At 57.7% G+C, this 22,975-nt stretch carries 14 protein-coding genes and 1 tRNA gene; 14 read left to right on the forward strand and 1 reads right to left on the reverse strand.

Going from position 1 to position 22,975, the window contains the following annotated elements:
• Nucleotides 1-317 precede the first annotated feature (317 nt).
• From HMPREF1136_RS09135 to HMPREF1136_RS09195, 13 genes are all read left to right on the forward strand, one after another.
• Nucleotides 318-393 (forward strand) — tRNA-Ala (locus HMPREF1136_RS09135).
• Nucleotides 394-722: 329 nt separating this feature from the next.
• A complete protein-coding gene (locus tag HMPREF1136_RS09140; protein ID WP_442852137.1) occupies nucleotides 723-1,931 on the forward strand; it encodes an IS1249 family transposase in 1,209 nt (402 codons plus the stop codon).
• Between the two features lie 267 nt (nucleotides 1,932-2,198).
• Entirely contained in the window at nucleotides 2,199-2,897 is a 699-nt protein-coding gene (locus tag HMPREF1136_RS09145; protein ID WP_009649072.1) for a co-chaperone GrpE, read from the forward strand.
• Nucleotides 2,898-2,917: 20 nt separating this feature from the next.
• Complete coding sequence (locus HMPREF1136_RS09150) at nucleotides 2,918-4,534, forward strand: Hsp70 family protein (protein ID WP_009649100.1); 1,617 nt, start codon at nucleotides 2,918-2,920, stop codon at nucleotides 4,532-4,534.
• A gap of 32 nt (nucleotides 4,535-4,566) precedes the next feature.
• On the forward strand, nucleotides 4,567-7,305 hold the full coding sequence (locus HMPREF1136_RS09155; RefSeq protein WP_009649079.1) for a fibronectin type III domain-containing protein: 2,739 nt from the start codon (nucleotides 4,567-4,569) through the stop codon (nucleotides 7,303-7,305).
• A 324-nt stretch (nucleotides 7,306-7,629) separates the two neighbouring features.
• Nucleotides 7,630-8,520, forward strand: coding sequence for a GTPase domain-containing protein (locus HMPREF1136_RS09160; protein WP_009649078.1), 891 nt, complete (start codon nucleotides 7,630-7,632; stop codon nucleotides 8,518-8,520).
• Nucleotides 8,521-8,524: 4 nt separating this feature from the next.
• Entirely contained in the window at nucleotides 8,525-10,951 is a 2,427-nt protein-coding gene (locus HMPREF1136_RS09165) for a GAP1-N2 domain-containing protein (RefSeq protein WP_034505679.1), read from the forward strand.
• Complete coding sequence (locus HMPREF1136_RS09170; protein ID WP_009649070.1) at nucleotides 10,951-12,684, forward strand: TRAFAC clade GTPase domain-containing protein; 1,734 nt, start codon at nucleotides 10,951-10,953, stop codon at nucleotides 12,682-12,684. The genes HMPREF1136_RS09165 and HMPREF1136_RS09170 overlap by 1 nt, the downstream gene beginning before the upstream one ends.
• Before the next feature lie 451 nt (nucleotides 12,685-13,135).
• A complete protein-coding gene (locus HMPREF1136_RS09180) occupies nucleotides 13,136-13,717 on the forward strand; it encodes a hypothetical protein (RefSeq protein WP_156791887.1) in 582 nt (193 codons plus the stop codon).
• Between the two features lie 12 nt (nucleotides 13,718-13,729).
• Nucleotides 13,730-14,428, forward strand: a complete 699-nt coding sequence (locus HMPREF1136_RS09185) for a toxin glutamine deamidase domain-containing protein (protein WP_009649077.1) — start codon at nucleotides 13,730-13,732, stop codon at nucleotides 14,426-14,428.
• Between the two features lie 940 nt (nucleotides 14,429-15,368).
• A complete protein-coding gene (locus tag HMPREF1136_RS10745; protein ID WP_269528463.1) occupies nucleotides 15,369-17,453 on the forward strand; it encodes an ATP-binding protein in 2,085 nt (694 codons plus the stop codon).
• A gap of 27 nt (nucleotides 17,454-17,480) precedes the next feature.
• Nucleotides 17,481-19,028, forward strand: a complete 1,548-nt coding sequence (locus HMPREF1136_RS09190; RefSeq protein WP_034505663.1) for an Hsp70 family protein — start codon at nucleotides 17,481-17,483, stop codon at nucleotides 19,026-19,028.
• A 56-nt stretch (nucleotides 19,029-19,084) separates the two neighbouring features.
• Nucleotides 19,085-19,699: a vWA domain-containing protein gene (locus tag HMPREF1136_RS09195; RefSeq protein WP_034505665.1), complete on the forward strand. Its 615-nt coding sequence runs from the start codon at nucleotides 19,085-19,087 to the stop codon at nucleotides 19,697-19,699.
• A gap of 139 nt (nucleotides 19,700-19,838) precedes the next feature.
• On the opposite strand, the gene HMPREF1136_RS09200 is transcribed toward HMPREF1136_RS09195, so the two are convergent.
• Nucleotides 19,839-21,842 carry a GmrSD restriction endonuclease domain-containing protein gene (locus HMPREF1136_RS09200; RefSeq protein ID WP_009649102.1) on the reverse strand — a complete coding sequence of 668 codons (2,004 nt, stop codon included), beginning with the start codon at nucleotides 21,840-21,842 and terminating at the stop codon, nucleotides 19,839-19,841.
• Between the two features lie 200 nt (nucleotides 21,843-22,042).
• On the opposite strand from HMPREF1136_RS09200, the gene HMPREF1136_RS09205 reads away from it, so the two are divergent.
• Nucleotides 22,043-22,900 (forward strand): fructosamine kinase family protein, encoded by an 858-nt coding sequence (locus HMPREF1136_RS09205; protein WP_034505667.1) that lies wholly within the window; start codon nucleotides 22,043-22,045, stop codon nucleotides 22,898-22,900.
• Nucleotides 22,901-22,975 lie beyond the last annotated feature (75 nt).

The raw sequence follows: 22,975 nt of genomic DNA on the forward strand, positions 1-22,975 counted from the left end.
TCTTTTGTCGCTCATTGGTGACGCGGGGTTGTTCGCTGCGCTGTCCCCTCAATCCGGGGCGAGGTGGCCGGTGGAGTAGACATGCGGGGCATCCGCTTGTCTGTGGCGCGTTGACGAGTGCAGTGTGGTTGCGTGTGGTTTCGTTGCCTGTTGCCTGTTGCCTGTTGCCTGTTGCCTGTTGCCTGTTGAATGAAGGTGGGGGAGTATATCCCGACTGCTTATCGGTCGTTTTGTCGTGCGGTCTTCGGTGTGAAGCCTCGCTGATCGTTGTCGGTTTGCGTGAAGGCTTCGGAGGGTGCTAAGGTATATCCGTCCTTGGGGCTATGGCGCAGTTGGTAGCGCGTCTCGTTCGCAATGAGAAGGTCGGGGGTTCGAATCCCCCTAGCTCCACCACAGACCGGCATCCGATAGTGGGTGTCGGTTTTTCGTATGTGTGGGCCTGGTGTCGACCTGGTTCCGTGTGCTGCATGGCTGGTGTGGGTGTGCCAGTGCTGTGTGCTGAAGGAGGTTTGGGCGCTTCGAACGCACGTGGACCCTCTACCTGGAGCGCCGTCTCCCTCTTCTGCATGTGAATCTGGGGTTAAAGGAGGGCTATAGGACACTACGTGTTGTTGGAGGGGTAACTTTGGGTTAAAGGACAAAACGTGTTGGTTTTGTGGCGGGTTTTCGGCTTGCTGGTGCGGGAAAATCAACATTGAAGGTGGTTGTTTCATCGTGGGGGTATGAATACCCCTAAATGCCCGGCGTGTGGGCGAGTGATGACCAGGTATGGGCACTTAGCGTCAGGGGCGCAGCGATGGCGCTGCTCCCTGTGCAATATCAGCCAGGTCAGCCGCATTAATTCCATGGCGAAGCATCTGGATGAGTTCTTGGCGTGGCTCCTTGGAAGGCGCCGTCAGGCGGACATGCCGGGTGGGGGTCGTTCGTTTCGTCGGCGTTGTGAGCCGTTGTGGCAGTTATGGCCATTCAGCCCGATCATCGATGAGGTCCATGACGTCATCTTCGTCGACGGCATCCACCTGGGCCGAAACGCTGTGGTCCTTATCGCCCAAACACCCGATTGCGTGCTGGGCTGGTACGCGGCCAGGAGCGAGAACTCTCGGGCCTGGGGCGCGCTCATGAGCCGGATCGCACCCCCGGCCCTGGTCGTGACCGACGGGGGCAGCGGGTTCGCGAAAGCCTGCAAGAGAATCTGGCCGACCACGCGCGTTCAACGCTGCACTTTCCACGCGTATTGTCGTATCCGCCAAGCCACCACAATGCGCCCCAAACTGGAAGCCTCACGCAGGCTATACGCTCTGGGGCGCCAGCTCACCCACGTGACAGACATTGAAGGCGCCCAGGAATGGATAGGTGCCTACCAGGGGTGGTGCACGCGCTGGAAGGACTTCTGGGAGGAGAAAACACGTAGGCCTGAGGGGGGATGGGAATACACCCACGAACGTCTCGTGCGGGCTCGTAACAGCCTCAACAAGCTCATCTCCCAGGGGCTCCTGTTCACCTACCTGGACCCCACCTGGACACACCAGATGCCCGCGATGACCAACCAGATCGAAAGCACGAACGCCCAATTACGCCAGATACTGCGCGACCACCGCGGCATGCGCCTAACCCGACGCATGAAAGCCGTGTTTTGGTGGTACTACATCCACTCAGCTCACCCGCAACCAGCAGCGACGATCCTGGCGACCATGCCCACCGACGCAGCCCTCGAAAATGCCTGGTACCACGCCAGCCAAACACACCAAGCCACCGGCACCATCCCCGTCTGGGGCGACGCAATCTGCTTCAACGAACTCCACCACACCACCCCCTACCACAACACCTGGGACCAACCCCCAACCAACACGTTTTGTCCTACAACCCCCGTGTTGCTGGGGCCTAGATCCTATATTTCAGGGTTGCTATTGTATAAGTTGTTGGACAAATGAGTGCTAGACAAGTATAGATACGTGATGTAAGCTATATCTAGCTTAGAATTACGAAGTCATAACCAAAGATAGGGGTGTAGGTTAGATTACGGAGAGATTTGTGGGTGTTTTGTCAACTCGTTGCAATATTTCGTTCATTAAAGGGTATTGTGACAAAGAGTGATACTTGGAGATAGAGGCACAGCGAATCATATGTATTGACCTGCATGTACGTCGTTTTGGGATGACTTGTCTGGTTGGCCATTTGATCATCGAAGGAGATATGCGATGAGTGATTCAACAAGTGTCGTTCCGGACAGTGAGGCGACCTCACCAGCTTTTGAGACCGAGAGCGATACGGGTGCGGTTTTGGGAAACAGCGTCGATGATGCTTCTGTTAACGCGGCTAAATCGGTCGCGGATACGCTGCCTACGATGCGCAATGCGTATGACGAGTTCGGCAAGGCAGACATTGCTGAGCTTCTCTCTGGGGTGCGTGCGGATGTACAGGCTTTTTCCGAACGGGCAGAGTTCTATGAGAATCTGGTACGTCAGCTTCAAAGTCGCATTGAATTGCTCAGGGCCGATCAGATACAGCAGTTCTTCGGTCCTGTTTTGACAAGGATGGCCCTCCTATTGACCCAGGCCGCAGACTCTGCAGCGCTGGCACGTGCACAGGGGGAGGGGTATAAGGCGGATGTTGAATTCGACTACTTCCATGATGTGCTCATCGAGTCGCTTGACCTACTGGGAGTGGAATCTGTCGGTGTTAGGGTCGGTGATGCTTTCGACAGGGTTCTCCATGCCGCGCGGAAGACTACGCGAACGGGTGTGCGTGATCTGGATTGGACGGTGGCCAGGGTTCTGCGTCAAGGCCTGAAGCGCTCGGGAGCCGAGCGTGCTTTCCTACCTGCGCAGGTAACTGTGTACCGCTATGACGCTATGTTGGAAACAACATCTGACGAAGCAACAACAAACACGGAATGACATAAGGAAGGAACTATCGCATGAGTGACAAAGTCTATGGGATCGACCTGGGAACGACATACTCTGCTGTCGCCCTTGTTAATGACGATGGAATGCCTGAAATTGTCAAGAATTTTGTCGGTGAAGACACGACTCCGTCGGTTGTTTTCTTCGATGAAGACGGCACCGTTGTCATTGGCAGCCAGGCGAAGCAGACGCAGGTTAGCGACCCTGAGAATGCCTGTTCCCTTATCAAGCGCCACATGGGCGAGGAATTCCCGCTAGAATTCCGGGGGCGGGAGTACACTCCGGAGTCCATCTCTGCCTTGATCTTGAAAGAGCTGGTCAGCGACGCCAACAGCCAGAATAACCTGGATATCAGCAAGGTTGTTATCACTGTCCCGGCATATTTTGGAACCCAGGAAAGGCAAGCGACCAAGCAAGCCGGAGAGATCGCCGGTCTGGAAGTTGTCGGCATTATCCCGGAGCCGGTCGCGGCTGCCATCTCCCTGTGTGCCCGACAGGAGCAAGAACAGACCCTGCTTATCTTCGATCTCGGCGGTGGTACTTTCGATACGACCATCCTAAAGTCGTGTGCGGGGCAAGTAGAAGTTGTTGCTATCGACGGCAATCGTCTGCTTGGTGGTGCCGACTGGGACCAGTGCCTGGAGGATATATTCTTGGATCGTTTCAAGGAACAGGCGGGCCTTGACGATGACAATGATCCCTCGTTCGATGAAGACTTCATGACCGAGCTTCGAGTGGAAGTCGAAGACGCGAAGAAGACGTTGACCCAACGTGCATCTGCCAACATTCTTCTCCGGTACCAGGACAAGAAGGAACATGTCAAAGTCACGCGTGAAGAGTTCGAAGAAGCGACGTCACACCTTGTGGCACAAACCATTGAAATCACCCGGCGAGTCATCGAAACAGCGCAGAATAAGTTCCCGGGTCTGACCGTTGATCGTTACCTCCTCGTTGGTGGGTCCTCGCGTATGCCGATGATTAGGACAACGCTCGCAGAAGCGGGTTTTAACGCCGAAAATACTGACTTTGATCTGTCGGTGGCCAAGGGTGCCGCGATCTTCGGGCAGGGAGAGCTTCCCGATCCGGGCTTCGCAGAAATCGGTGCGGGGGCGACAGACAATACATCGGCTGATTTCGGCGATTCGAAGCCGATGTTCGGCATTGGCCCTGGCCGGACCGTGGTAACCAACGTGCTCTCGCGAGGGCTGGGAGTGCGACTCGTCAGGGAGAATGACAAGGGCAAGTTTGAGGAGTATGTCAATTTCCTCGCGCACGCAAATGAGACGCTTCCACTCGTTGCCTCGTTGACTGGTGGCATCGTTGAAGACGGGCAGTCGAGCGTCGAGGTCTCTCTCTTCGAACAAGGTGGTGAAGTGGAGTCCGAAGACACGCGGGATAACAAGGCGATGATTTCTGGACCGAGTACAACCATCGAGGGACTTCCCCCGATGCGAAGGGGAGATCCCATCGAGGTGACCCTGGAAGTGTCGGAGGAAGGCGTTGCAACCCTGCTCGTTGTCGAACCGGCAACAGGCCGGTCCTTTAAGGCGGAGGCAGCAGTCTCTGTCTTGAGTCAGGAGGACGTCAAGAAGGCAAGGAAGCAGATCGCCCAGATCATGACTCGGTCGTAGGCACCATCCCCGGGAGTGAGGCAGAGAGCATAATGTTCGACAAAAAGGCGTATCAGGATTCTGTTCTGAAACCTCTGAGCACTAATGCGGCGCAACAGTCCGCAATCAATGGCGCGCTGCGTGCGCTCAGCGGTGCGCAGGACGAAACAACGGTAATTGAAGCCCTGTGTAAGGCAGATATAGCCGCGCTCTTTGCCATCACTCCCGGCATGTCAAAAAATGAGCTAACAAAGCATGTTCAGGGGCTAGAGAGACATCTGAACGCCGCTCGTGTTCCAGTTGCAAAGCTGGTTAAACAGCTACTCGCAGCGGTAAATAAGGTGCTTGAGCAACATGTGTGCGACCCTGAATTTTGGGAAGAATTATCGCATTGCGCAGCGGAGATTGGCCAGGCGGAGTTGAATGACTTTGCACAGGCAGTTAAGCAGGATAATCCCCTCGCTGTCGTAACTGCTGAGCAATTGCGCCAAGCGGCATCGGCTTACGGAATTGCCGCGAGTGTGACGGATGCCGAGCTGGCGGGTGCTGTCAAAGGGCAGGGGGTCCGCGTGTGCCCTGACTTTGAGGTGCCAGTAAGCAAGGCGGCTAACGCATGGTCCAAAGGGAACTTGCCGCCTGGCATGACTAACATTGTTGAGGTATTGCTGTTACACGAACGATCAGAACACCCACGTGATATTCGTGTGATCGATGAGTTGAGCGCTGTCGTCGCCGGAAACAGACGGCGCGTGGTAGGGATCGCTGATCTGCGCCAGTCTAAGTCGGCCGTGAACACTAGGTCCGGCGACTCTATGGAAAGTGCGAAGAAGGTTCTCACTAAAATCGGAGAAGAGTGTACGACAGACTCCGATGTGCGTGACCTTATTCTTGCATGGTGGGCGAAATTGGCGGAACAACTTGTGCGGACTCAAGGGTTGACGCCAACGCTTGCACTCAACCGTCTGATGGCCATTGGCCTTGCTGATCTCGACGCGCGTAGATTGCTCGCGGGTGTAGCCACAGGTGGATCGGGACCCGACATTGCCAAGGTGAAGGATTTGATCGCAGCTGGGGATCTATCGGGTGCGCGCAGGCTTTACCTCGCGCTGGTCGGCGGGGATGAAGATAAAGCGCAATCCCCTATTGCCCGAGAGGCAGCCGAAGCGCTTACAGCTGCAGAGGAACGCAAAAGTGCCGCGATGGAGGCGTATCGCCAAGCGATAGCGGTGAAGGACCTTTCCGGAGCTCGTGCAGCGCTTGGGGATGCACGTTCGGTGGACCATGAAGATACGGAAATCACCCGTCTCTTGTCTCAGATTCCTCCCGACCAGCCAACGGGTCTGGACGTGAGCTATTCCCCGAGTAGGAAAGGTGTTGCCCTTGCGTGGCGAGGCGCGCAGGACCCTGATATCAGGTATACCGTGGTTCGCAGCGAATCGGGTACACCGGCGAATCCTAAGGTAGGACTGACGATTGCGGCAGCGACAGCTGATCAGGCGGCCTTCGATCCTTCGCCGCTCGTCGCACACCAGGCGGTCTACGCAGTTTTCGCGTTCCGTCAGGGGGCTAGCTACTCAGCTCCGGCGGTTTCGCGGATAACGGTCCTGCCACCGCCCTCCGATGCGCGCACGGTCGTGACCTCAGACGACGTGACGGTCTTCTGGCAAGCACCAGCTCAGGTTGCGGGTGTGTCGGGAGAGCTGATCAGCGCAGACGGAACGCGCAGGGCATTCCCCACGACGACACAGGGGCGATTGCGCATCGAAGGGCTTCAACTCGGACAGAAATACACTGTTGTTCTGAGAGCCCATTACGTGGTGAACGGACAGTCCGTTCTTTCTGAATCGACCACCCTCGACGCGACGCCACGCGGTACTGTCCATGCAGTACGCGATCTGAGCATCGGCAGTACCAGGATGCCGGATGGAAAACCCGGGGTACGTGCTGAATGGACCGAGGTCCCGGGCTACGCCACGGAATTATGGTCACTGCCTATCGACATGGCAGTGGAGACTGGGGCACGCGTTACTGCAGATCGACTTGACGTATTGACTGGGAAACGGGTCATGGGCGCAATCCGGAGTAGTGGAGTGCGCCAGACGATGGACTTCTACGTGCTGCCCGATGTGCGTTCGTTTGTGCCTGTCACATGGGATGGGACCGAGGGAATCGTCGGAGGGGCAGTCGTTGCCGGCGCAGCGCCACCACCTCGTGACGTGGAGGCGGTGCGTCTCGGCTCCGAACTGAACGTCTCGTGGGTGTGGCCCCACGGTGATTACTTGATGGACGTGACGTGGTCTGCCGTCAATGGGAAGAGCGGGCACAAGCGTGTTGATCGGTTTGTCTACAGACGCGACGGCGGTGTGCGTATTCCAAATGCTGAGCTGATCACCGAAGTGTCAGTTGGAACAGTAGTGCCAAGTCTTGGCAAAGAGCACACATTCGCGCCTGTTACCGTTCGCCTGAAAGCCGTACCTCCGAGTATACGGTATCAGCTCAAGCTGCCTCGAGGTCCCTTCGGGGGGCGCGAAGCGCGCGTAAGTGTCACGAGTGATGGATTCCGCGGCGAAGCGGATCTGGTTGCCGTGATGGCCGCTGGCGCGTTCATGCCGTCTCGTCCTGAAGACGGGCAACAGATAGCGAGCCTTCACTTCGATTTTTCAACGGACCTCACCCACTATCGTAGCTTTTCCATCCCGAAGATCAAAGGCGGCTATTGGGTACGTCTCTTTGCGGACTCGGCTTCACCAATCATTCTCAATGATCCGTCCACTTCATCGATGAAAGGATGACCGATGCCTCTACCGGGTTTTGTAGCGTCGTGCCCCTATTGCTATACGGATATCGACCTGCGTAAGGCGTCCTTCCGTTGCTTGGGACGCCCGGCAGCGGGGAAGCAACCGTGTATCAAAGTAGTCGATAGCGCACGAGAACGGTATTTCGGTGACCTGAACGAATACTATCCGGCCTTCACTCCTTTGACTCCGTCGATGCTTCGGGAGGTGCGGAGAGCAGAATGTCCGAAGTGTTTCGGGCCGACGGGTGTGCGTTTGTGCCCCCAATGCCATTCGCGGCTGCCCGACGGTTTCTCGAGTGATTCTCCGCTGTTTGGTCTGGTGGGCGCGCGTTCCTCGGGTAAAACCGTGATGCTGGCGGTTCTCATGCGTGAGCTGGCAACCAACGGGCCGATCGGCCGACGTTTCAAGCACGTTATCACGGTCTATGGTGCTGGTGAAGAAAACGGTCAGGCAGCAAAGCTCAAGAACCTTCTCGACCAGATGGAATCCACATCCGGTCAGCTTCCTCCACAGACCCAGCAAGCAGCCGGAGAAAAGACAACACCAGTGGTGTTTGAATGGAAGATTCCGCGCGACGGGATCGCGAAGGCCGCACTTGGTGACTACAAGTCGACGGTATTTTCGTTCTACGACACTGCGGGTGAGGATCTCGCCGTCGACGAGCGCGCTTTGAGTATGACGTACCTGCTGGCGACCGATGGGATTATTCTGCTCCTCGATCCCTTTAGCTTTCCGGGGAATGCGGGCCGCAGCAAAGCCTTAGATGATCAGCGGGTTGAGACTTCGCCGGAGAATGTTCTGCACGCCATCACGGAAGTCCTTCGGCAAAACGAGCGAGTCAAGCGCAATCGGAAGATTAAGCAGCCGGTTGCTGTCGTCATCTCTAAGATCGATGCTTTCTGGGAGGAAGTGCCCCAGAACAATCCGATACGGCATCCTTCGTCCAAGCTTCCCTATTTTGATGAGGAGGAGGCGAAATCCATGCATGATCACATTGCTTCCCTGGTTTCTCATTGGGGTGGGGATGGCCTGCTCACGATGCTCGATACGAACTACGCGAACTACAGGTTCTTCGGCTTATCTGCCTTGGGATCTGAACCGAATTACTCGACTCAGCGTATTGACGAGCGTGGCATCATCCCCCACAGGGTGGGTGAACCGCTGCTGTGGCTTATGGCTGAACGTGGGTTTATCCCACGCCAGGGGTGACGTGATGTTTGATGTAGCGATTTACACGGACACTCGGGCAAATGAGGCTGTCGATGGCATTGACGGATTCAACTTTCAGGCCCTTTCCGAGGGAATGACAGCACAGGACCGTCAGGTTATCCGTGACTACATGCTTCACCGCGTGGTTGTCGGCTGGAACGTCGATCACGATCCGCTGGAGCACCCGGCCTCCTTTGCTTACCGCGCGCACGCGGGGCGTTACTACCTCTCGCGGGGTATTTCGACGGGTGTCACCAACAATGGGAGACCCGGTAACCTTCTGACTCAAGCGATCGCGACGTCTGATCCAGACGACTTTGGAATGATGCGCCCTGCGCAGTTTCTTGGCGCGCGAAACTGGTCTCTTGAAAAGGCGCCGAGCCAGACACTAACTCAGTGGGCAGCGCCGCTCGAAGTAACGCGGGACTTTGAAGCCGACGCACTGCGTGACATGGTCAAGAATGATGCCTGGGCAGTCGCTCACTTCGCGGAATTTCTCACGATGGTCGAGCAAGTGACCGATGAGACTTCCAAGCGTCTGGTGATCGTCACCGCTGACGAGGCCCTCGCACGCAAGTGGATCGCACTCGGTACCCTTTTCATCGAGAGGGAACGTTCTCTCTCGCTCAGCATCCGGGGCCTCGTGCAGGATCCGATGATCACAAAGGCCGACATTGTGGCCGCCAGTCCCGCATTTGGCCCACAGCCGGATCCGAGTGTACCCCGGGCCGGGGTCAACGTGATTGATCTCGATCGTCGCCTTATTGCCCCACTGGAGGCGAGTGAGTCTGCGCTTACACAAGCGGACTGGTTCTTGCATGAAGATTCCGCCACTGCGCTTGCCGCGATTGATGTCGCGCGGTGCTGGGAGGGCTTTCTTGGGCGTGACCTGGCTACGCGTGCTGCTGCACTGGCGTCTTTCCCCCAGAACGTTGGGGATCATCGAAACTGGCTTGTCGCTATGCAAGCGCTACGAGGCCTAGCCATTACCAGGCAAGACGACGATCTTATGTTCTATGGGGATGATCTGCTGGATCTAGCCGTGACGTGTGCCGTGGAAACGCCCGAAGATGCGAAGTTGGCTGGGGAAACTATCGCTGCGCTTATGAGCACAGAGAGCCAGGACCTGGCTGCTGGTGTTCTCATGTCGGTGCTTGAGTCTGTGAGCGGAATTCCCCGTGCATCCGAGGCACTCCTACTGGCTCTGTCAAGCGCTCGTCCGCATGGACGTCTCACTTGGAAAGACGAGGGTGCCAGAGCGCAGGCCTCGATCCTTCTCTCGCAGGTGGCGGAGACCTCGGAAGATGTTCTCCTGCCTGCAACTCTGACAGTCGCTCGCGCTTGTGACGTACCTATCGCGGATGTGAGCCGAGCAGAAATCGTAGCGCGCGTTGCTCGGCTGTGGGCATCCAGCCCGGATTTGACCGAGCAAAGCGCGAGCTGGGAACACAGAGAGGAGATTGTTGAAGAACTCGCTCGCGTTCTCGTTCGCCGTTGGTGTTCGGGTGGCCAGGACGATCTCCGTACGCTCATGCAAGGAACGTGGACATGGCTGACGAGGAATTCCGCTTTGACACCAGCGATGCGGGTATGCGTCGAGCAATGGAACAGCGCTGTGATTGTTGCCAGGCTGCCCATCGGTGCACGCGCTGCTCAGCTGCGCACCATGGGACAGATCCCACCTGACAGCTGGCGGCTCGTGTGGTCTCAAGCGAAGCTGCCCGCCAATTACGAACTCTTCATGATGTGGGCGCAGACTCAGCGCGAAATCACGGACGAAGCAGGGGAATGGTTATTTGACCAGATCGCAGCTGCCCTGAAAACAGGCGAGCCAGCGGTGAGCCTTCGGGAACTTCTTGTGAGCTTGCATGAGTCGGGGATTGTCGTGCGTTATCGGAGGCTGAGTGAATACGCCGCGCAGGTGCATACTGTGGCGCAGTATTGCTGCGCAGCCCTCGGCTCGTCAACGAATCCGAATCCCTATCTGCCGACGGTGATCGCCTACGTTCCCACGATGTCGCCTCTCATGTTGGACTTCCTGGGTGCGATTATTCTGAGGTGCCCCGATACAGGTGGAGTCGCACATCTAGTTGGCGCTTATGAAGAATGGGCGCGTGAATCCGTCTATTACTTCCTGAACACCAGGGAGAACACCGTGTGTGGGATGGCAGAAACTATTTCGTTGGCGGTTGGTGCTATACAGGGCAGACTTAATGCTCCTGCCGTGGGTGCGGAGGACTTCCTGCTTGAAGTATGCGATGACCGTGTGCGCAGAGGCTTGGTGTATCAGGCTGCCACAGAGCAACTGGTGGATCGACGGGTCCTCGCAGCTTTCGAAGACTTCGCGAGAGATGCGAAAAAAGGACGTTTCAAGCGGAAGCTGTCGCGCGTAGCCATCGGATTTCTCAATCGGAAAGGACGGGATAACTAATGGATGACGGGTGTCTGGAAATCGTTTTCATTTTCTTTGCCGTAATCGTTGGTATTGGCTTGGCGATATGGATCGTCATCGCTACATTCTTGCGAATCTTGGCTTGGCTTGTCTTCTACTGGTGTTGCGCCTTCCTCATTGCTGCTATTGTCGGCTTGATTGTGGGCCTTTTTGTTCCCCTGCGTGTGCTGAGCGGGCACTCACGGACACAACCGGATATTGCGACACCCGACGAAGTTGCGGCGGAGCGTGTTATCAAGCATGCGCCGCGAGGGTTTACCAAGCACTTTGGGTGGGATAAAGCATGGCCTGAGTACAACCCCTATCAGGCACAGCGAGACGTCGTTGCCGTGGCCGCTGAGTTGCGAGTTCTTGCGTCGTGGCTGTGGCTCAAGGCTGGTGGCTCCGTGTGGAATCGAGCTTCGCGAGGCAAGGATGCCGACCAGAAGGGGAACCTCTCGGATGCAGCGATTGGTGCTCTTTCACGGCTCGCATGGGTAGCGGGGGTCCTCGTTCCATTCGTAGGTTTCGTTCTCGCGTTGTATACGTCTTTCATTGTGTGGCTACTCGTCATGCTGGTCATCGGTGGCGCAGTTTATTTGTGCCAGCAGCTGTTGACTCTGGGATACCGTTTGTGGGACCGCGGCATGATGTTCCGTGTCCGAGCAAAGGTGAAGTGTCCCCACTGCTATGAAACCAATCCGCGGCCTAGCTATCACTGCCCTAATTCGGATTGCTCGATCATCCACCGCGACGTGTCGCCGGGGCCGCTCGGTGTTGTCAAACGTCGTTGTGCTTGTGGGACAAGCTTCCGGACAACGATTAGTGCGGCTTCGAAGGTCCTCGTTGCGCTGTGTCCAAGCTGTGGAGAGCCACTTGTGAAAGGTAGCGGTGCGCGTCGGACTGTGCAACTCCCAGCATTCGGATCAGTCGGAGCCGGGAAGACTCGATTTTTTGCGGCGGCTCTTACTGCAGTAGGCCGTCAGCTTGATTCGGTTCACGGTTCACTTGAGGGACTCAACACCGAGGCGGAGGGTTTCCTTCGGGCCTCTGAACGGGCTATCGACTCAGGAACCGCCACCGAGAAGACGATCCACACAATGCGCCCCGAAGGACGTCCGCTCAAGTTGACGGATGCCTCGGGTAAGGTGCTTGAGCTGCAGGTTATGGACGCCGCAGGTGAGAGCTTCACAAGCCTCCAGGCCACTGAAGAACTCACTTATGTGAACGCTGCGATGACGATGGTATTTGTTCTTGACCCTCTTGCCCTGCCGCGCGTGCAGGTGGACATGCGAGCTGCGCGTGACCTGCCGGATATTCTGGTTGCATCCGGGGATCAAGAAGCGGCATACGCCTCAGTGGTCGACAGGATCCGATCAGAGGCTGTTGATCTCACGAAGCGGCATCTGGCGGTAGTCCTGACGAAAACGGAAGTACTCCAGAAGCTTCCGTCGGGAATGTCATTGGATCCTGAGAACTCGGACGGAATTCGTGATTGGCTCATTGACGTTGAGCAAGACGGACTCGTTCGGCGGATTGAAAGTGATTTCAGGGATGTTCGTTACTTTGCGATTGACTCGTTGGTATTGCGAGAACCACATGATCCTCTCAACCCCATGCGGGTCATTGACTGGGTGTTGAGTTCTCAGAAGGTCCCGATTACGCTAGTCCCACCTGTGGAAGAAGAGGCTAGCGTTACTTCCTCGGATAGGGAGAAAGCGAGCGCATCATGAAAAATGGGATTCCGATGTTGTATTGGATCTTTCGCTGGTCCTGGAGCCTCGTGCACCTCATTATCTTGGGTGTTTTCGCCTACCTCGTCCTCGATTGGGCGCTCACGGATAACCATGCCATAGATGCTCTGACAGATTGGCTGAACTGGAGTGAATCGCTTCGAGAGTATCTGAGTGGTTTGGTGCGGTATCCGTGGGAGTGACGATGAATGCTGATATCTGTCCTGATTGTGGTGGGAAACGAACGGTTAGGAAGGGAGTTTGTTTCAGGTGTGGTTATCGCCAACCGCGTGAAGCCACAACCGTGCGACCTGCTCGTCCTCTTCCGCCTCCCGCTACCTCTTCGCCCCCAGCCCCACATTGGTCTTCGGCCCCCCAACAGTCGCCGGTCGTTCCTACGACGCCCATACCGGCATCGCGCACTGGATCTACGGTCTCAAAGAAATCGCAGGTGGAGGGGCATGTGGTTGGCCGGGTCACGACTATGGGTATGCAAAGGACGGAGCTTGTTGTCCTCAAATGGGGTGACCTTCTGACGCGCACATTTGTTCGACTTGCGGTCGTTGTCGGTGCTGTCGTGTTTGTGAAGGCGTATCTTCCCTTTGTGATTGTGGTAGGTTTAGCGATCCTGTTCTTTGCGTCCGTTCGCTCGTTTCTCCCTGTTTTTTTGATGCCGATGCTCTCTGGGCGTGGAAGGGAAAGGCAACGTCAGGAACGGGAAATTGAAGTTTTGATTCAACCGTTTACCATTACTGTATCTGATGGAAAAGAGAAAGAAGTGATACTCCGCGGTGAGCTTCGTGGCGGAAGCCCACATTTGGGGGATTGCGTCGAGGTTTCAGGTAAGGAGATGCGAGATGGAACTATTCGTGCGCGCTCCGTGTACAACACGTCGACAGGTGCACGGATTACGATGAGAGAGCATCCGGCCATTGTGCGCTCGCGCGTGAAAGTCGTTGGGAGTCTCCTGGGAATCGCCATCCTTGGGTATGTGCTCGTTGTTTCGCTTCAATTTCTTTCTCAATTGGTGTGAGGAGACGTCGCGATGTCGGAACTTGATAACACATCGAACATGATGGAACAAGGGTGGCAAGAGGGGAACGAAATGCTGGATGAAGTAGGTGAGTGTTCGACCACTGAAGGTGCTACTGCACTTCATGGTGCGGAGGATCCGCGTACTTTTCGGCTGGAACGTTCGGAAGAGTATATCGAACCAATGAGTCGCGTTCGTGAAGTGGATCCTTTCCAAGATCCGAGTGCGACTGTTGAGCGTATCAATCCCCTCTACGATCCTGAGTGCGGTGACGATCCGTATACCGTGAACTGTGCGGACTGTGCGCGGTGCTTCGAAGCGACGTGGCGTGGGCTGGAACAAGAGGCAGCGGGGCGTGCTGTTCAGCTCGATGAGCAAGGTGGATTAGAGGTCGCGGGGGAAGCCTCGGAGCAGACCGAGGAATGGGCTCATGAGGAGTTTGAATTGGTTCGTGCCCCTGAGTTAAGGAGTGCTCTTGAAGCGGGAGGACATGGCTCCAGTGCCATCGTGCATTCCACGTGGGAGGGGACGATGCCAGGCGGTCATGCGTACAACGTCGTCAACTATGAGGGACAAATCATTACTGTCGACTCTCAAGAAGGCAAAGTCTTCGAATACTCGGACCGGGAGATCTATGCGGATCTTGAGACAATGCCAAGAGTATCGCATCGTGCGATAGTGTGGGACTCGAAGGGAAGGAGAATCCTATGAGTAGGATTACTGAGAATGAGGCGCGTGCACTTTTGGCGAGCACTGGTAGCCAAGCTGCTTCTCCGGAACGATACTCTGCGATACGGTGTGCCGGAGGATGGGCATTTGCTTGGGCAGATACGTCGCGACCGATCCCGATGGGTGTTCGAGGAATCGTGGTCACTGACGAAGGGCGTATCGGTCGGGCCAGGATAGGAGAGACTGCGGAGCAGGCCCTTCGGCGGTTAAAGGGATAGCTTTCATGGCATACCCGAGGTTAGCAAGCGTTATAGGGGACCCTGCGGAAGCGAGTTCTCCCGACGAGCGCGCTCAGAATATCCTCGACAGCCTAAAGTATGGGTTCAATCAAGGATTTGAGTGTGGCACCCCTTCTGTGGTGGCGAAGCACTGGGGAAAGGTGCAGATCCTTGAACGGTGGTCACCGGAGGACGGTGCGCCACCCTTCGAGCGCCTGACATCGGCCCTCGCTGGTATAATGACATTCACAGAGCTAGCGCTGGTCGGCATCGACGGTGAGCTGGGGCTGCTGCTCGGTTTCGAGGGTGCTGACGAGTTAGAACGCGCCCGTTTGCTGCTTGCTCCTGGAATTCGTATCGTCCCATCATCCCCTCCCACAGTTGCATTCCAACATGCGGTTGGAGTTACTCACAGACCGCAAGGGGAGGTTTTGGATTCCTCCGAGCAAGCGCTAGGGGATACCCTTATTGATCGCCTCGATGGGATCGAAGGTCGCTGGACATTGTTCATACGATGTGAGAGCGTGTCAATGCTCGATGTGCTCAATACGAGATATCGACTAGATGCTCTGGCGACGGAGGCTTCATCGTATGTCGAGATGACCAGCCAGGTGAGCGAAACGATGACGACTCGCGCGGTTTCCCATCGTTGGACACGCGTTCAGGACTGGACCGGGGTCATCGCAAGACTTATTTCACAGGGTATGGGTGTGGGTCTGTGGACTGTGGATACATGGGCGTCCTCTGACGACGACATTACAGCACGTCTTGTTGCGGGTGCCTTGCACACTGCAATTCCCAGTGATCAGGGGCGGTGCTATGAGACCTTGTCGTTCGATGACACCAAGCCGGGTGCTCCCCCTCCCACATCTGTGTTGACGAGTAGGGATATCGGTTGGCTCCTTGCGCCTCCCCGCTCGGGAAAACCTGGTCTCGCGGTGCGACCCGCACCTCCTGCGGGGCGACGTCCCTGCACGTCGGGTGCGCGTGTTTCAATCGGGACATATGAGGGGACAAATGTTGCGGCTTCTATCGGTGTGAGTGATTTTGAGGGGCACGCGTTTGTTACTGGAACAACGGGTTCGGGTAAATCCACGACTGTACATAAGCTTCTTGCAGACATGTGGAATCAGCACCGTATCCCCTTCCTGGTTCTTGACCCGGTTAAAGATGACTACTCAGAAGTGTCTGCACATTTTTCGGGAGGACTCCAGGTGGTGCGGGGTGCGGATCTCCATCTCAATTTGCTCGAGGCCTGGCCGGGTGAGAATAGCCGAGACCACATTGCCCGAGTCGCCAGTGCATTTCGTGGGGCGTTCTCAATGCCCTCACCCACGCCCTATGTTGTGACACAGTTGTTTGATCGCGTAGCAATGTTGCCATCTGAAGGGGCCGGTATGTCCCTGTTCGATGTTCGTGACATGGTGCCATCGCTCATTTCCTCTCTTGGGTACGCGCCCGAGCAGGAGGCGAATATTCGTGCGGCTCTCATGACCCGTCTGAACCTATTGCTCGCGCCGACGCGAGCTCATAGGTTTTCGTGGACAGATTCCTCAATGGTGGACAGGCTGTTCACTCAGCCTACGGTTGTGACTCTTTCTGATCTAGCCGACGACGAGGAACGTTCGTTCGTCGTGCTACTTCTTACTTTGGCGACGTGGGCGCGTGCGCGAAATCGGACGGTCACACGCGCAGTGGAACACCTCTTGGTCTTGGAGGAAGCACACCGGATACTTCCGGAGGTTAACGAGCACATTGCTGATCAAGAATCGGGATCCGCGAGACAGGTCTCGGCAGCGATGTTGTCGGCAATGATGGCTGAGGTCCGTAGCTACGGTGAACAAATCATCGTCATTGACCAGAGTCCCTCGCGTGTGTCATCGGATGTCTCACGAAATACGAATCTCAAAATTGTGCATCGAATCGTCCACCCTGAAGACCAGAAGCAGGTCGCGGGCGTACTCGGTCTTTCGCAGGACAATTCTCCCCTACTAGGTTTGCTTGAGCGTGGAGAGGCGATTTGTACGACGCGAACGGAGCCGAGTGCACAGACGATCTCGGTTTCTGCTCTACCTCGGCGCCCATTCGGTGTGAATGCGTGGACGCCTTCTCCGCCACCCACATTGTGGCCGTGTGGTTGTTCTCGGGCTGAAACTCACTTCCGAGCTTGGCGTATGGCGGACTGCGCCGCACCACCTATGAGTTTGTTTTTGGCGGGTGTTTTCTGGGGCGAGGGGGACGGGCGCAAGCTACGTCAATACGTGTACAGAGAACTGATTGCCGTTGCTGATGGTTCTCAGGCCATCACTGACTGCCTTGCGTGGGCTGGCTTGCGTCAATTGACGACAATGCGTCGAATGGCTGGCCCGGCTTCGGGTCCTAATAGTGCCGAATCCCAGCTTGAGGCGATGTATCAGGTGTGGGAGGGGCGTTTGCCGCTTACTATTCACAGTGCCGATCCAATTCTTGCTCGAATGCAGGGACAAGGGACGGCAGGGGGGCAAGAGCGCCCTTCCTGGGAAGAGCAAGCGATCGCGAATGCACTGCTATCGGTGGAACCGCGAAATGGCCTGAAACTTTTGCGTGGAGCGTCGTGGAGATCAGCTCTACCGGATCTGGTTGACTACCTGAAGGGGAGAAAAGCGTTCTTCGAACCTCTCCTCGGTGAAGGGGTGATCCCATTTCTTGCCAACCAAGTTCGTGAAGCTGTGGTCTCATCCAATTTGACACCAGACGTGATGGATTTTTTGCTGGCGAGGGCTGGACTCCTCGCACAGAAAACGAACTGATTCGAGTGATAAGAAAAGAGCAGTGCCTTGGATATTGGAATCGACTTGGGAACTACCTACTCGTGCGTCATGCACCATGGGCGCGATGGGGTGGACGAGTTAATTCGATCGACCGACGGAAAGGAGATTACTCCTTCCGTGGTGTGTTTTGAAGCTGATGGATCCGTGTTGGTGGGAGATGCTGCGAAGAGGCAACTACGTATGGATCCGGATAATGTCGTGGTCGGTATCAAGAGACATATGGGCACGAGCTTTGATCTCGAATTCCATGGAATTCGATATACGCCCGAAGCGATTTCTGGGATCATCCTCAAACGCCTCGTGATGGATGCGCAAGACCATTTTGGTGCGCGATCAACATCGCTGCGGGCAGTGATTACGGTTCCTGCTTATTTCGGAGTGGCTGAGAAGGAGGCAACATATGCCGCAGCCCGTATCGCGGGAATCGACTGCCTGGAGTTGCTGGCCGAACCGGTGGCGGCTGTTTACGCCTATGGGGTGGAGAAAGCGGGAGATGGCGGGTCCCTTGTCTTTGATCTGGGAGGAGGGACTTTTGACGTTGCTGTTGTAGGAATGGCGGACCGTCGTCCGAGGATCTGGGCTGTGGATGGCGAGACTCGGCTCGGTGGTCTTGACTGGGATCAGCGTATGTTCGATCTGTTGTGGGAGCGCCTCGTCACGCAGGGGATTGATGAGGGTGCCGAGTTCGATGAGGACTTTGCGGCTGCCCTGTCAACGGAAGCCGAACTCCTGAAGAGGAACTTGAGTGTTCGTGAGGCTGGGAAGGTACGTATCCGTTACGACGGTCGTATGTATACCGTTTCCGTCACCCGTTCAGCATTCGAAGAAGCTACTTCTGACCTTGTTATTATGTGCATAGAGGCAGCGAAGCGTGTGCTAGCAACGGCGCGTGAGCTTGGTGCGCGTTCTGTCGAACGTGTCTTGCTCGTCGGGGGATCGACAAGGATGCCGATGATCCGCGCGGCGCTGGAAGCTGGTCTTGGACTGCCTGTGATTATCCACGATCCGGATAAGGCTGTGGCCAGGGGTGCAGCTGTCCTAGCAAGTATGGTTGGCGCAAGTAAGGGAGCGGGGCAATATCGTTCGGCGGGCATTTTGGGGCCCAAGACTGTCGCTCCTGTCCTCCCCAAGGCTATCGGCATTAAACTGTATTCCAGTAGCCTCCCGGTACGGCCAGAACCTTATGTGTGCTGTATTATTCCGCAAAACACGCTTCTTCCGGTTGTCAAAAAGCGTGTGACTGTGGCGACTGCACTCTCGAAACAGAGCAAAGCGCGGATTGAACTCTATGAGCAAGCGGGAGTCATCGTATCTGACGAAATAGAAGGAAACAGGCTTCTCTTCGACGGCGAGGTCACTGGAATCGCCTCCGCTCCTGCTGGCAGTCCAATCCATTTGGACGTGAGCGTGTCGATTGAGGGAAGAATTGAGGTGGAAGCCGTGGACGGATCCACAGGGAAGACTCTGCGTGTGGATGCATTTATCCATGGAGTCGTTGATGAAGGTGAACTTGCTGAGCAGACTGACAATGTTTCTGGGTTGATGGTTCTGTGAGAAGTATTCGTCACTATTCAAACCTTGATGACCGGTTGTGAAAGGAAGATATCGCTATGGCAACGTGGACGAAGAAGGACTTCGATGCGGCTGGCGTCACAGAGTATCCTGTGGGTCCAGCATTGGATCAACTTAGGCGCAACTTTGGCGGCTCGGTTGTCCTCGCGCTGGATGTGAGCGGCTCGATGGAGGGAGAGCGGATTGAGAAGGCTGTTCGGGGTTGTCGGCGTTTTATTTGTGAGGCAGTTGAGGCTAACTATTCTGTTGGGCTGATTCTGTGGGACCATGGAATCAGCGGCTCTGTGCCAGTAGATTATGATCCTAGTGCCGCATACTGTCTGCTAGCCCAGGCAGCTATCGCGGGGGGAACCAACATTGTCCCCTGCCTTGAGCTGGCGCACAGAATGCTGCTGGACGCACGTGCATCTGACATGGTTCTTGCTGTTTTCGGTGACGGTGACCTAGGGGACCCTTTCGAAGCGAGTCGTGTGGCTGCCAAACTGACAGCAGACGGTATCCGTATCCTCACGTGCGGCCTCGGCCAGTCGAGCGCCGAAAGTCTGGCCATCATATCGACCGAGACATCGACTACACGTGTCGCGGAGACCAGCACTATCGCGGATTCGATCGCTGACATGGCGCGCGGTCTGCGTTTCCTTTCGCGATTATGAGAGGAATACGGAGCGAGGCAGACGTCGACTATCTGTTAAGGGGAGCAAAGTGCTGACGCCACGAGGTGACGGGGCTGTTGTAATCGAGGGGAGTATCAGGCCGCCCACGCGTCGCGCGGGCGGCCCCAGCCGTCACAACTCACGAGGCGAAGCGGCTCCTGTATTTGTCCCACAGGTCGCGCAGCTTCTTGCCGTCGGACTCGCGCACGAAGACGTCGAGGGCGGCGGCAGAGCTGTTGCCGGTCAACTCCTTGATGGCCGCGGAAGGAGAGGCAACGTCCGTGCCGTCGGGCAGGATGATGGTGCCTTCGGCTGAGATGGTCACGACGTAGACGTTGCCGAGGTTGCGGCGTCGCCACACGAAAGTGTCACCGGGGGAGATGATGCCGGTTGCGACGACGTCGGCCAGGCGCACTTGGCGGCCGCGCGCGGCGGAACGCTTGTCGACGGCGGCCTCCAGCTCGGAGCTGGACAAGACAGACAGATCCACGCCATCGGAATCGCGGCGAATGTCCCAATAGTCCAGGATGCTGCGCGTCAGGTAGGTCTGACGCAGCTCGAGGGCGGCGTTGCTGATCTCGCCTCTGTCGGAGGGGAGTGTACCGACGATGAGCGCGCCGACTGTCGGTGCTTCGTGGAGTGCACGCGACACGGTGTCCCAGTCGGGTGCCTGGTTAACGGTGCGTGATTTGATTGTCGTCAGAACCAGGCCTCCCAGACGCCTGTTCCAAATACGAGGATCCACGTCGGCTGCGACGCCGCGGATCGCGGTGGTGGGCAGCCCCGCCAGGACTCCCAGGCTGCGTGGCAGACGAGCCGGGAATCCACCCTGGTCGGCGACCATCGCGTGGTAGAGCAACACCTTGCGGAGAGAGGACTGAGGCAGGGCGCTCGACAGCGTCTTGGCCGCCCGGTGGCGAGTATCGTCGGAGACCGCGCAGGCGGCAGTGATGGACTCGCCGTCCTCGACGGCGGCGATGAACTTGGCGATGATCGACTCTCGGGAACTCGGGACCAAGCGCGCGGCGACTGCCGTGCCGTACAGGCGCTCAAGCGAGGACATGAGAGAGGCGACCTCCTCGTCACTGCGCTCCACGCTCAAGATCGCCATGGCCGCCGGCTTCCAGTCGGATGCCTCGTACAGGCGCAGCAGCTGTAGGGATGTGGCGGCTGGGTGCCCGGCGAGGGACTCCAGCGTCGCCAGAGAGTACGCGCGAGCGTTGGGAACCACGACCTCGTCGATGAACTCCTCGCCGCTCTTGGACGCGAGGAAGGGGGTGAGGACCTGCTCGCCGAACGCGTCGATGAGGGCGCGCTTGGCGGGCGAGCGCAGGGCGAGGGTGAGCAGGTGCCCGAAGAAGGCGTCCGGGTTCTCCGTGCCCAGCGAGTCGATGCTCTGCTCCCACAGGGCCGCGTAGCGCGCCCGGGCGTCGGATTCGACGTGGGCGAGGACGCGCGCCTTGAAGATGTCGGCGGCCGACAGGGGGACGCCGCGCGTGTTGAGCACCGCGAAAATGCGGTGCGCGGCCTGGTAGGAGTCGGTCGACACCTCGATGAGGGAGACCTGCAGCATGAGGTACTGGACGAAACTCTGGATCTCGTCCGGTGCCAGCACATCCGGGTCGCTCAGCACGTCGAGCATCGCCCGCGCGTTGTCGTTGATGCGGCGCACCGAGGCCGGGGTCAGCGCACTCGCGTCGACGTCAAGTAGAGAATCGATATTGTCGCCGACGATGAACGTGTCGAAGAACTCGCGGTCACATTCGCGCACGAGCAGGCGCGGCCGCTCGTCCAAGCCCTTGAAGGTCGACTCAGCGATGCTCAGGCGTTTACTGAGGTCGCCGTGCAGTCCGGAACCGACACCCGCCAGGTGACGCAGGAGCGCCAAGAGGATGCACAGCGTCGTCATGCGCTGCTGCCCGTCGATGATATCCACGTCGTCGCCGCTGGGGTGCTGCACGAGCACAGCCGAACCCAGGAAGTAGTCGCCGTCGTTCGTGCGCCACGCGCCCAGCAGGTCATTGACCAGGGCGATTGCCTGCGGCTCCTCCCACACGTAGGGGCGCTGGAAGTCGGGGATCTGGTACTGCCTGTCTCCGGTCAGCAGGGCGTCGATGGACTTCTGTGTCGTCGTGAGGGTCATGGAGGCCTACATCCTCGTCGGGGGACTTTACTCTACTCGGAAGTATAACGATGTTTATTTGGTATGTGTCTAAGCGGGACGAGGCCTGGGCACCCCTCGCTCCTCCGCGCGCCCTGTGTGTGGCAGGGTGGGGATAGCATGGTGCGTACGTAGTGGGAGCCTCTCGCGCGGTGGCAGTGGAACGGAACGGGGATGCGTCGATGGAGACGATAAGAAAGACGGATAGCCGTCGCGGGCGGATCGCCTACGAGGTTGCGGGCCTCGCATGGCTCGCCGAGGCCTCGGACCCCGGGGCGGCGGTCGTGCCCGTGCTCGATTACGGGGCGACGTGGCTGGAGGAACCTCGCGTGGTCTCGGTATCACCATCGGCGAAGGATGCCGAAGCATTCGGCCGCGCCCTTGCCCACACGCACGCTGCCGGTGCCACGCACTTGGGTGCCGCCCCCGACGGGTACGCGGGTGACGGCTGGATGGGGGAGGCTCACCTCTCCCTCCCTGAACGCCCGAGCGCTCGCGGCGAAGCGGGCGGCGCGAACCGCGCGGATTCTGCCGAGGCCACCCCGGCCTCGTCCCCTCGCGAGTCGTGGGGAGCGTTCTATGCGCGTGAGCGAATCGCGCCGTACCTGGACACGCGCGTCTTCACCGCCTCCGAGCGGCACCTCATCGAGCGGCTGTGCGAGCTCCTCGACTCCGGCGACCTCGACCACGGCCAGCCGCGCTTGGTCGCGGACGCGATCGCTCGGCGCGAGGACGTCGGTGCCGCGCGCACCCACGGCGACCTGTGGAACGGCAACGTCATGTGGACGCCCGGCGGAGCCGTCCTCATCGACCCCGCCGCGCAGGGCGGGCACGCCGAGGAGGACCTCGCTGCCCTCGCCGTCTTCGGCTGCCCGCACTATGAGCGCATCCTCGCCGCCTACGACGAGGCCTCGCCCCTGGAGGACGGCTGGTGCGAGCGCATCGCCCTGCACCAGGCGCACATCATCATGATCCACTGCGCCGTCTTCGGGCGCACCTACGTGCCCGACGCGGTGGCAATCGCCCGGCGGTACGCCTAAACCACGAGGCCGGGGCCAGGCCGCGTCGCGCGACTCAGCCCCGGCCTCGTCCCCTGAGAGCCTCCCGAGGGGAGG

This window comes from Actinomyces sp. ICM47 (assembly GCF_000278725.1).
In the GTDB taxonomy this organism is placed as follows: domain Bacteria; phylum Actinomycetota; class Actinomycetes; order Actinomycetales; family Actinomycetaceae; genus Pauljensenia.

Coding starts and splice junctions, on each gene's coding strand:
- HMPREF1136_RS09140 (WP_442852137.1), top strand. CDS start 723: ATGAATACCCCTAAATGCCCGGCGTGTGGGCGAGTGATGACCAGGTAT.
- HMPREF1136_RS09145 (WP_009649072.1), top strand. CDS start 2,199: ATGAGTGATTCAACAAGTGTCGTTCCGGACAGTGAGGCGACCTCACCA.
- HMPREF1136_RS09150 (WP_009649100.1), top strand. CDS start 2,918: ATGAGTGACAAAGTCTATGGGATCGACCTGGGAACGACATACTCTGCT.
- HMPREF1136_RS09155 (WP_009649079.1), top strand. CDS start 4,567: ATGTTCGACAAAAAGGCGTATCAGGATTCTGTTCTGAAACCTCTGAGC.
- HMPREF1136_RS09165 (WP_034505679.1), top strand. CDS start 8,525: ATGTTTGATGTAGCGATTTACACGGACACTCGGGCAAATGAGGCTGTC.
- HMPREF1136_RS09170 (WP_009649070.1), top strand. CDS start 10,951: ATGGATGACGGGTGTCTGGAAATCGTTTTCATTTTCTTTGCCGTAATC.
- HMPREF1136_RS09185 (WP_009649077.1), top strand. CDS start 13,730: ATGTCGGAACTTGATAACACATCGAACATGATGGAACAAGGGTGGCAA.
- HMPREF1136_RS10745 (WP_269528463.1), top strand. CDS start 15,369: ATGGGTGTGGGTCTGTGGACTGTGGATACATGGGCGTCCTCTGACGAC.
- HMPREF1136_RS09195 (WP_034505665.1), top strand. CDS start 19,085: ATGGCAACGTGGACGAAGAAGGACTTCGATGCGGCTGGCGTCACAGAG.
- HMPREF1136_RS09200 (WP_009649102.1), bottom strand. CDS start 21,842: ATGACCCTCACGACGACACAGAAGTCCATCGACGCCCTGCTGACCGGA.
- HMPREF1136_RS09205 (WP_034505667.1), top strand. CDS start 22,043: ATGGAGACGATAAGAAAGACGGATAGCCGTCGCGGGCGGATCGCCTAC.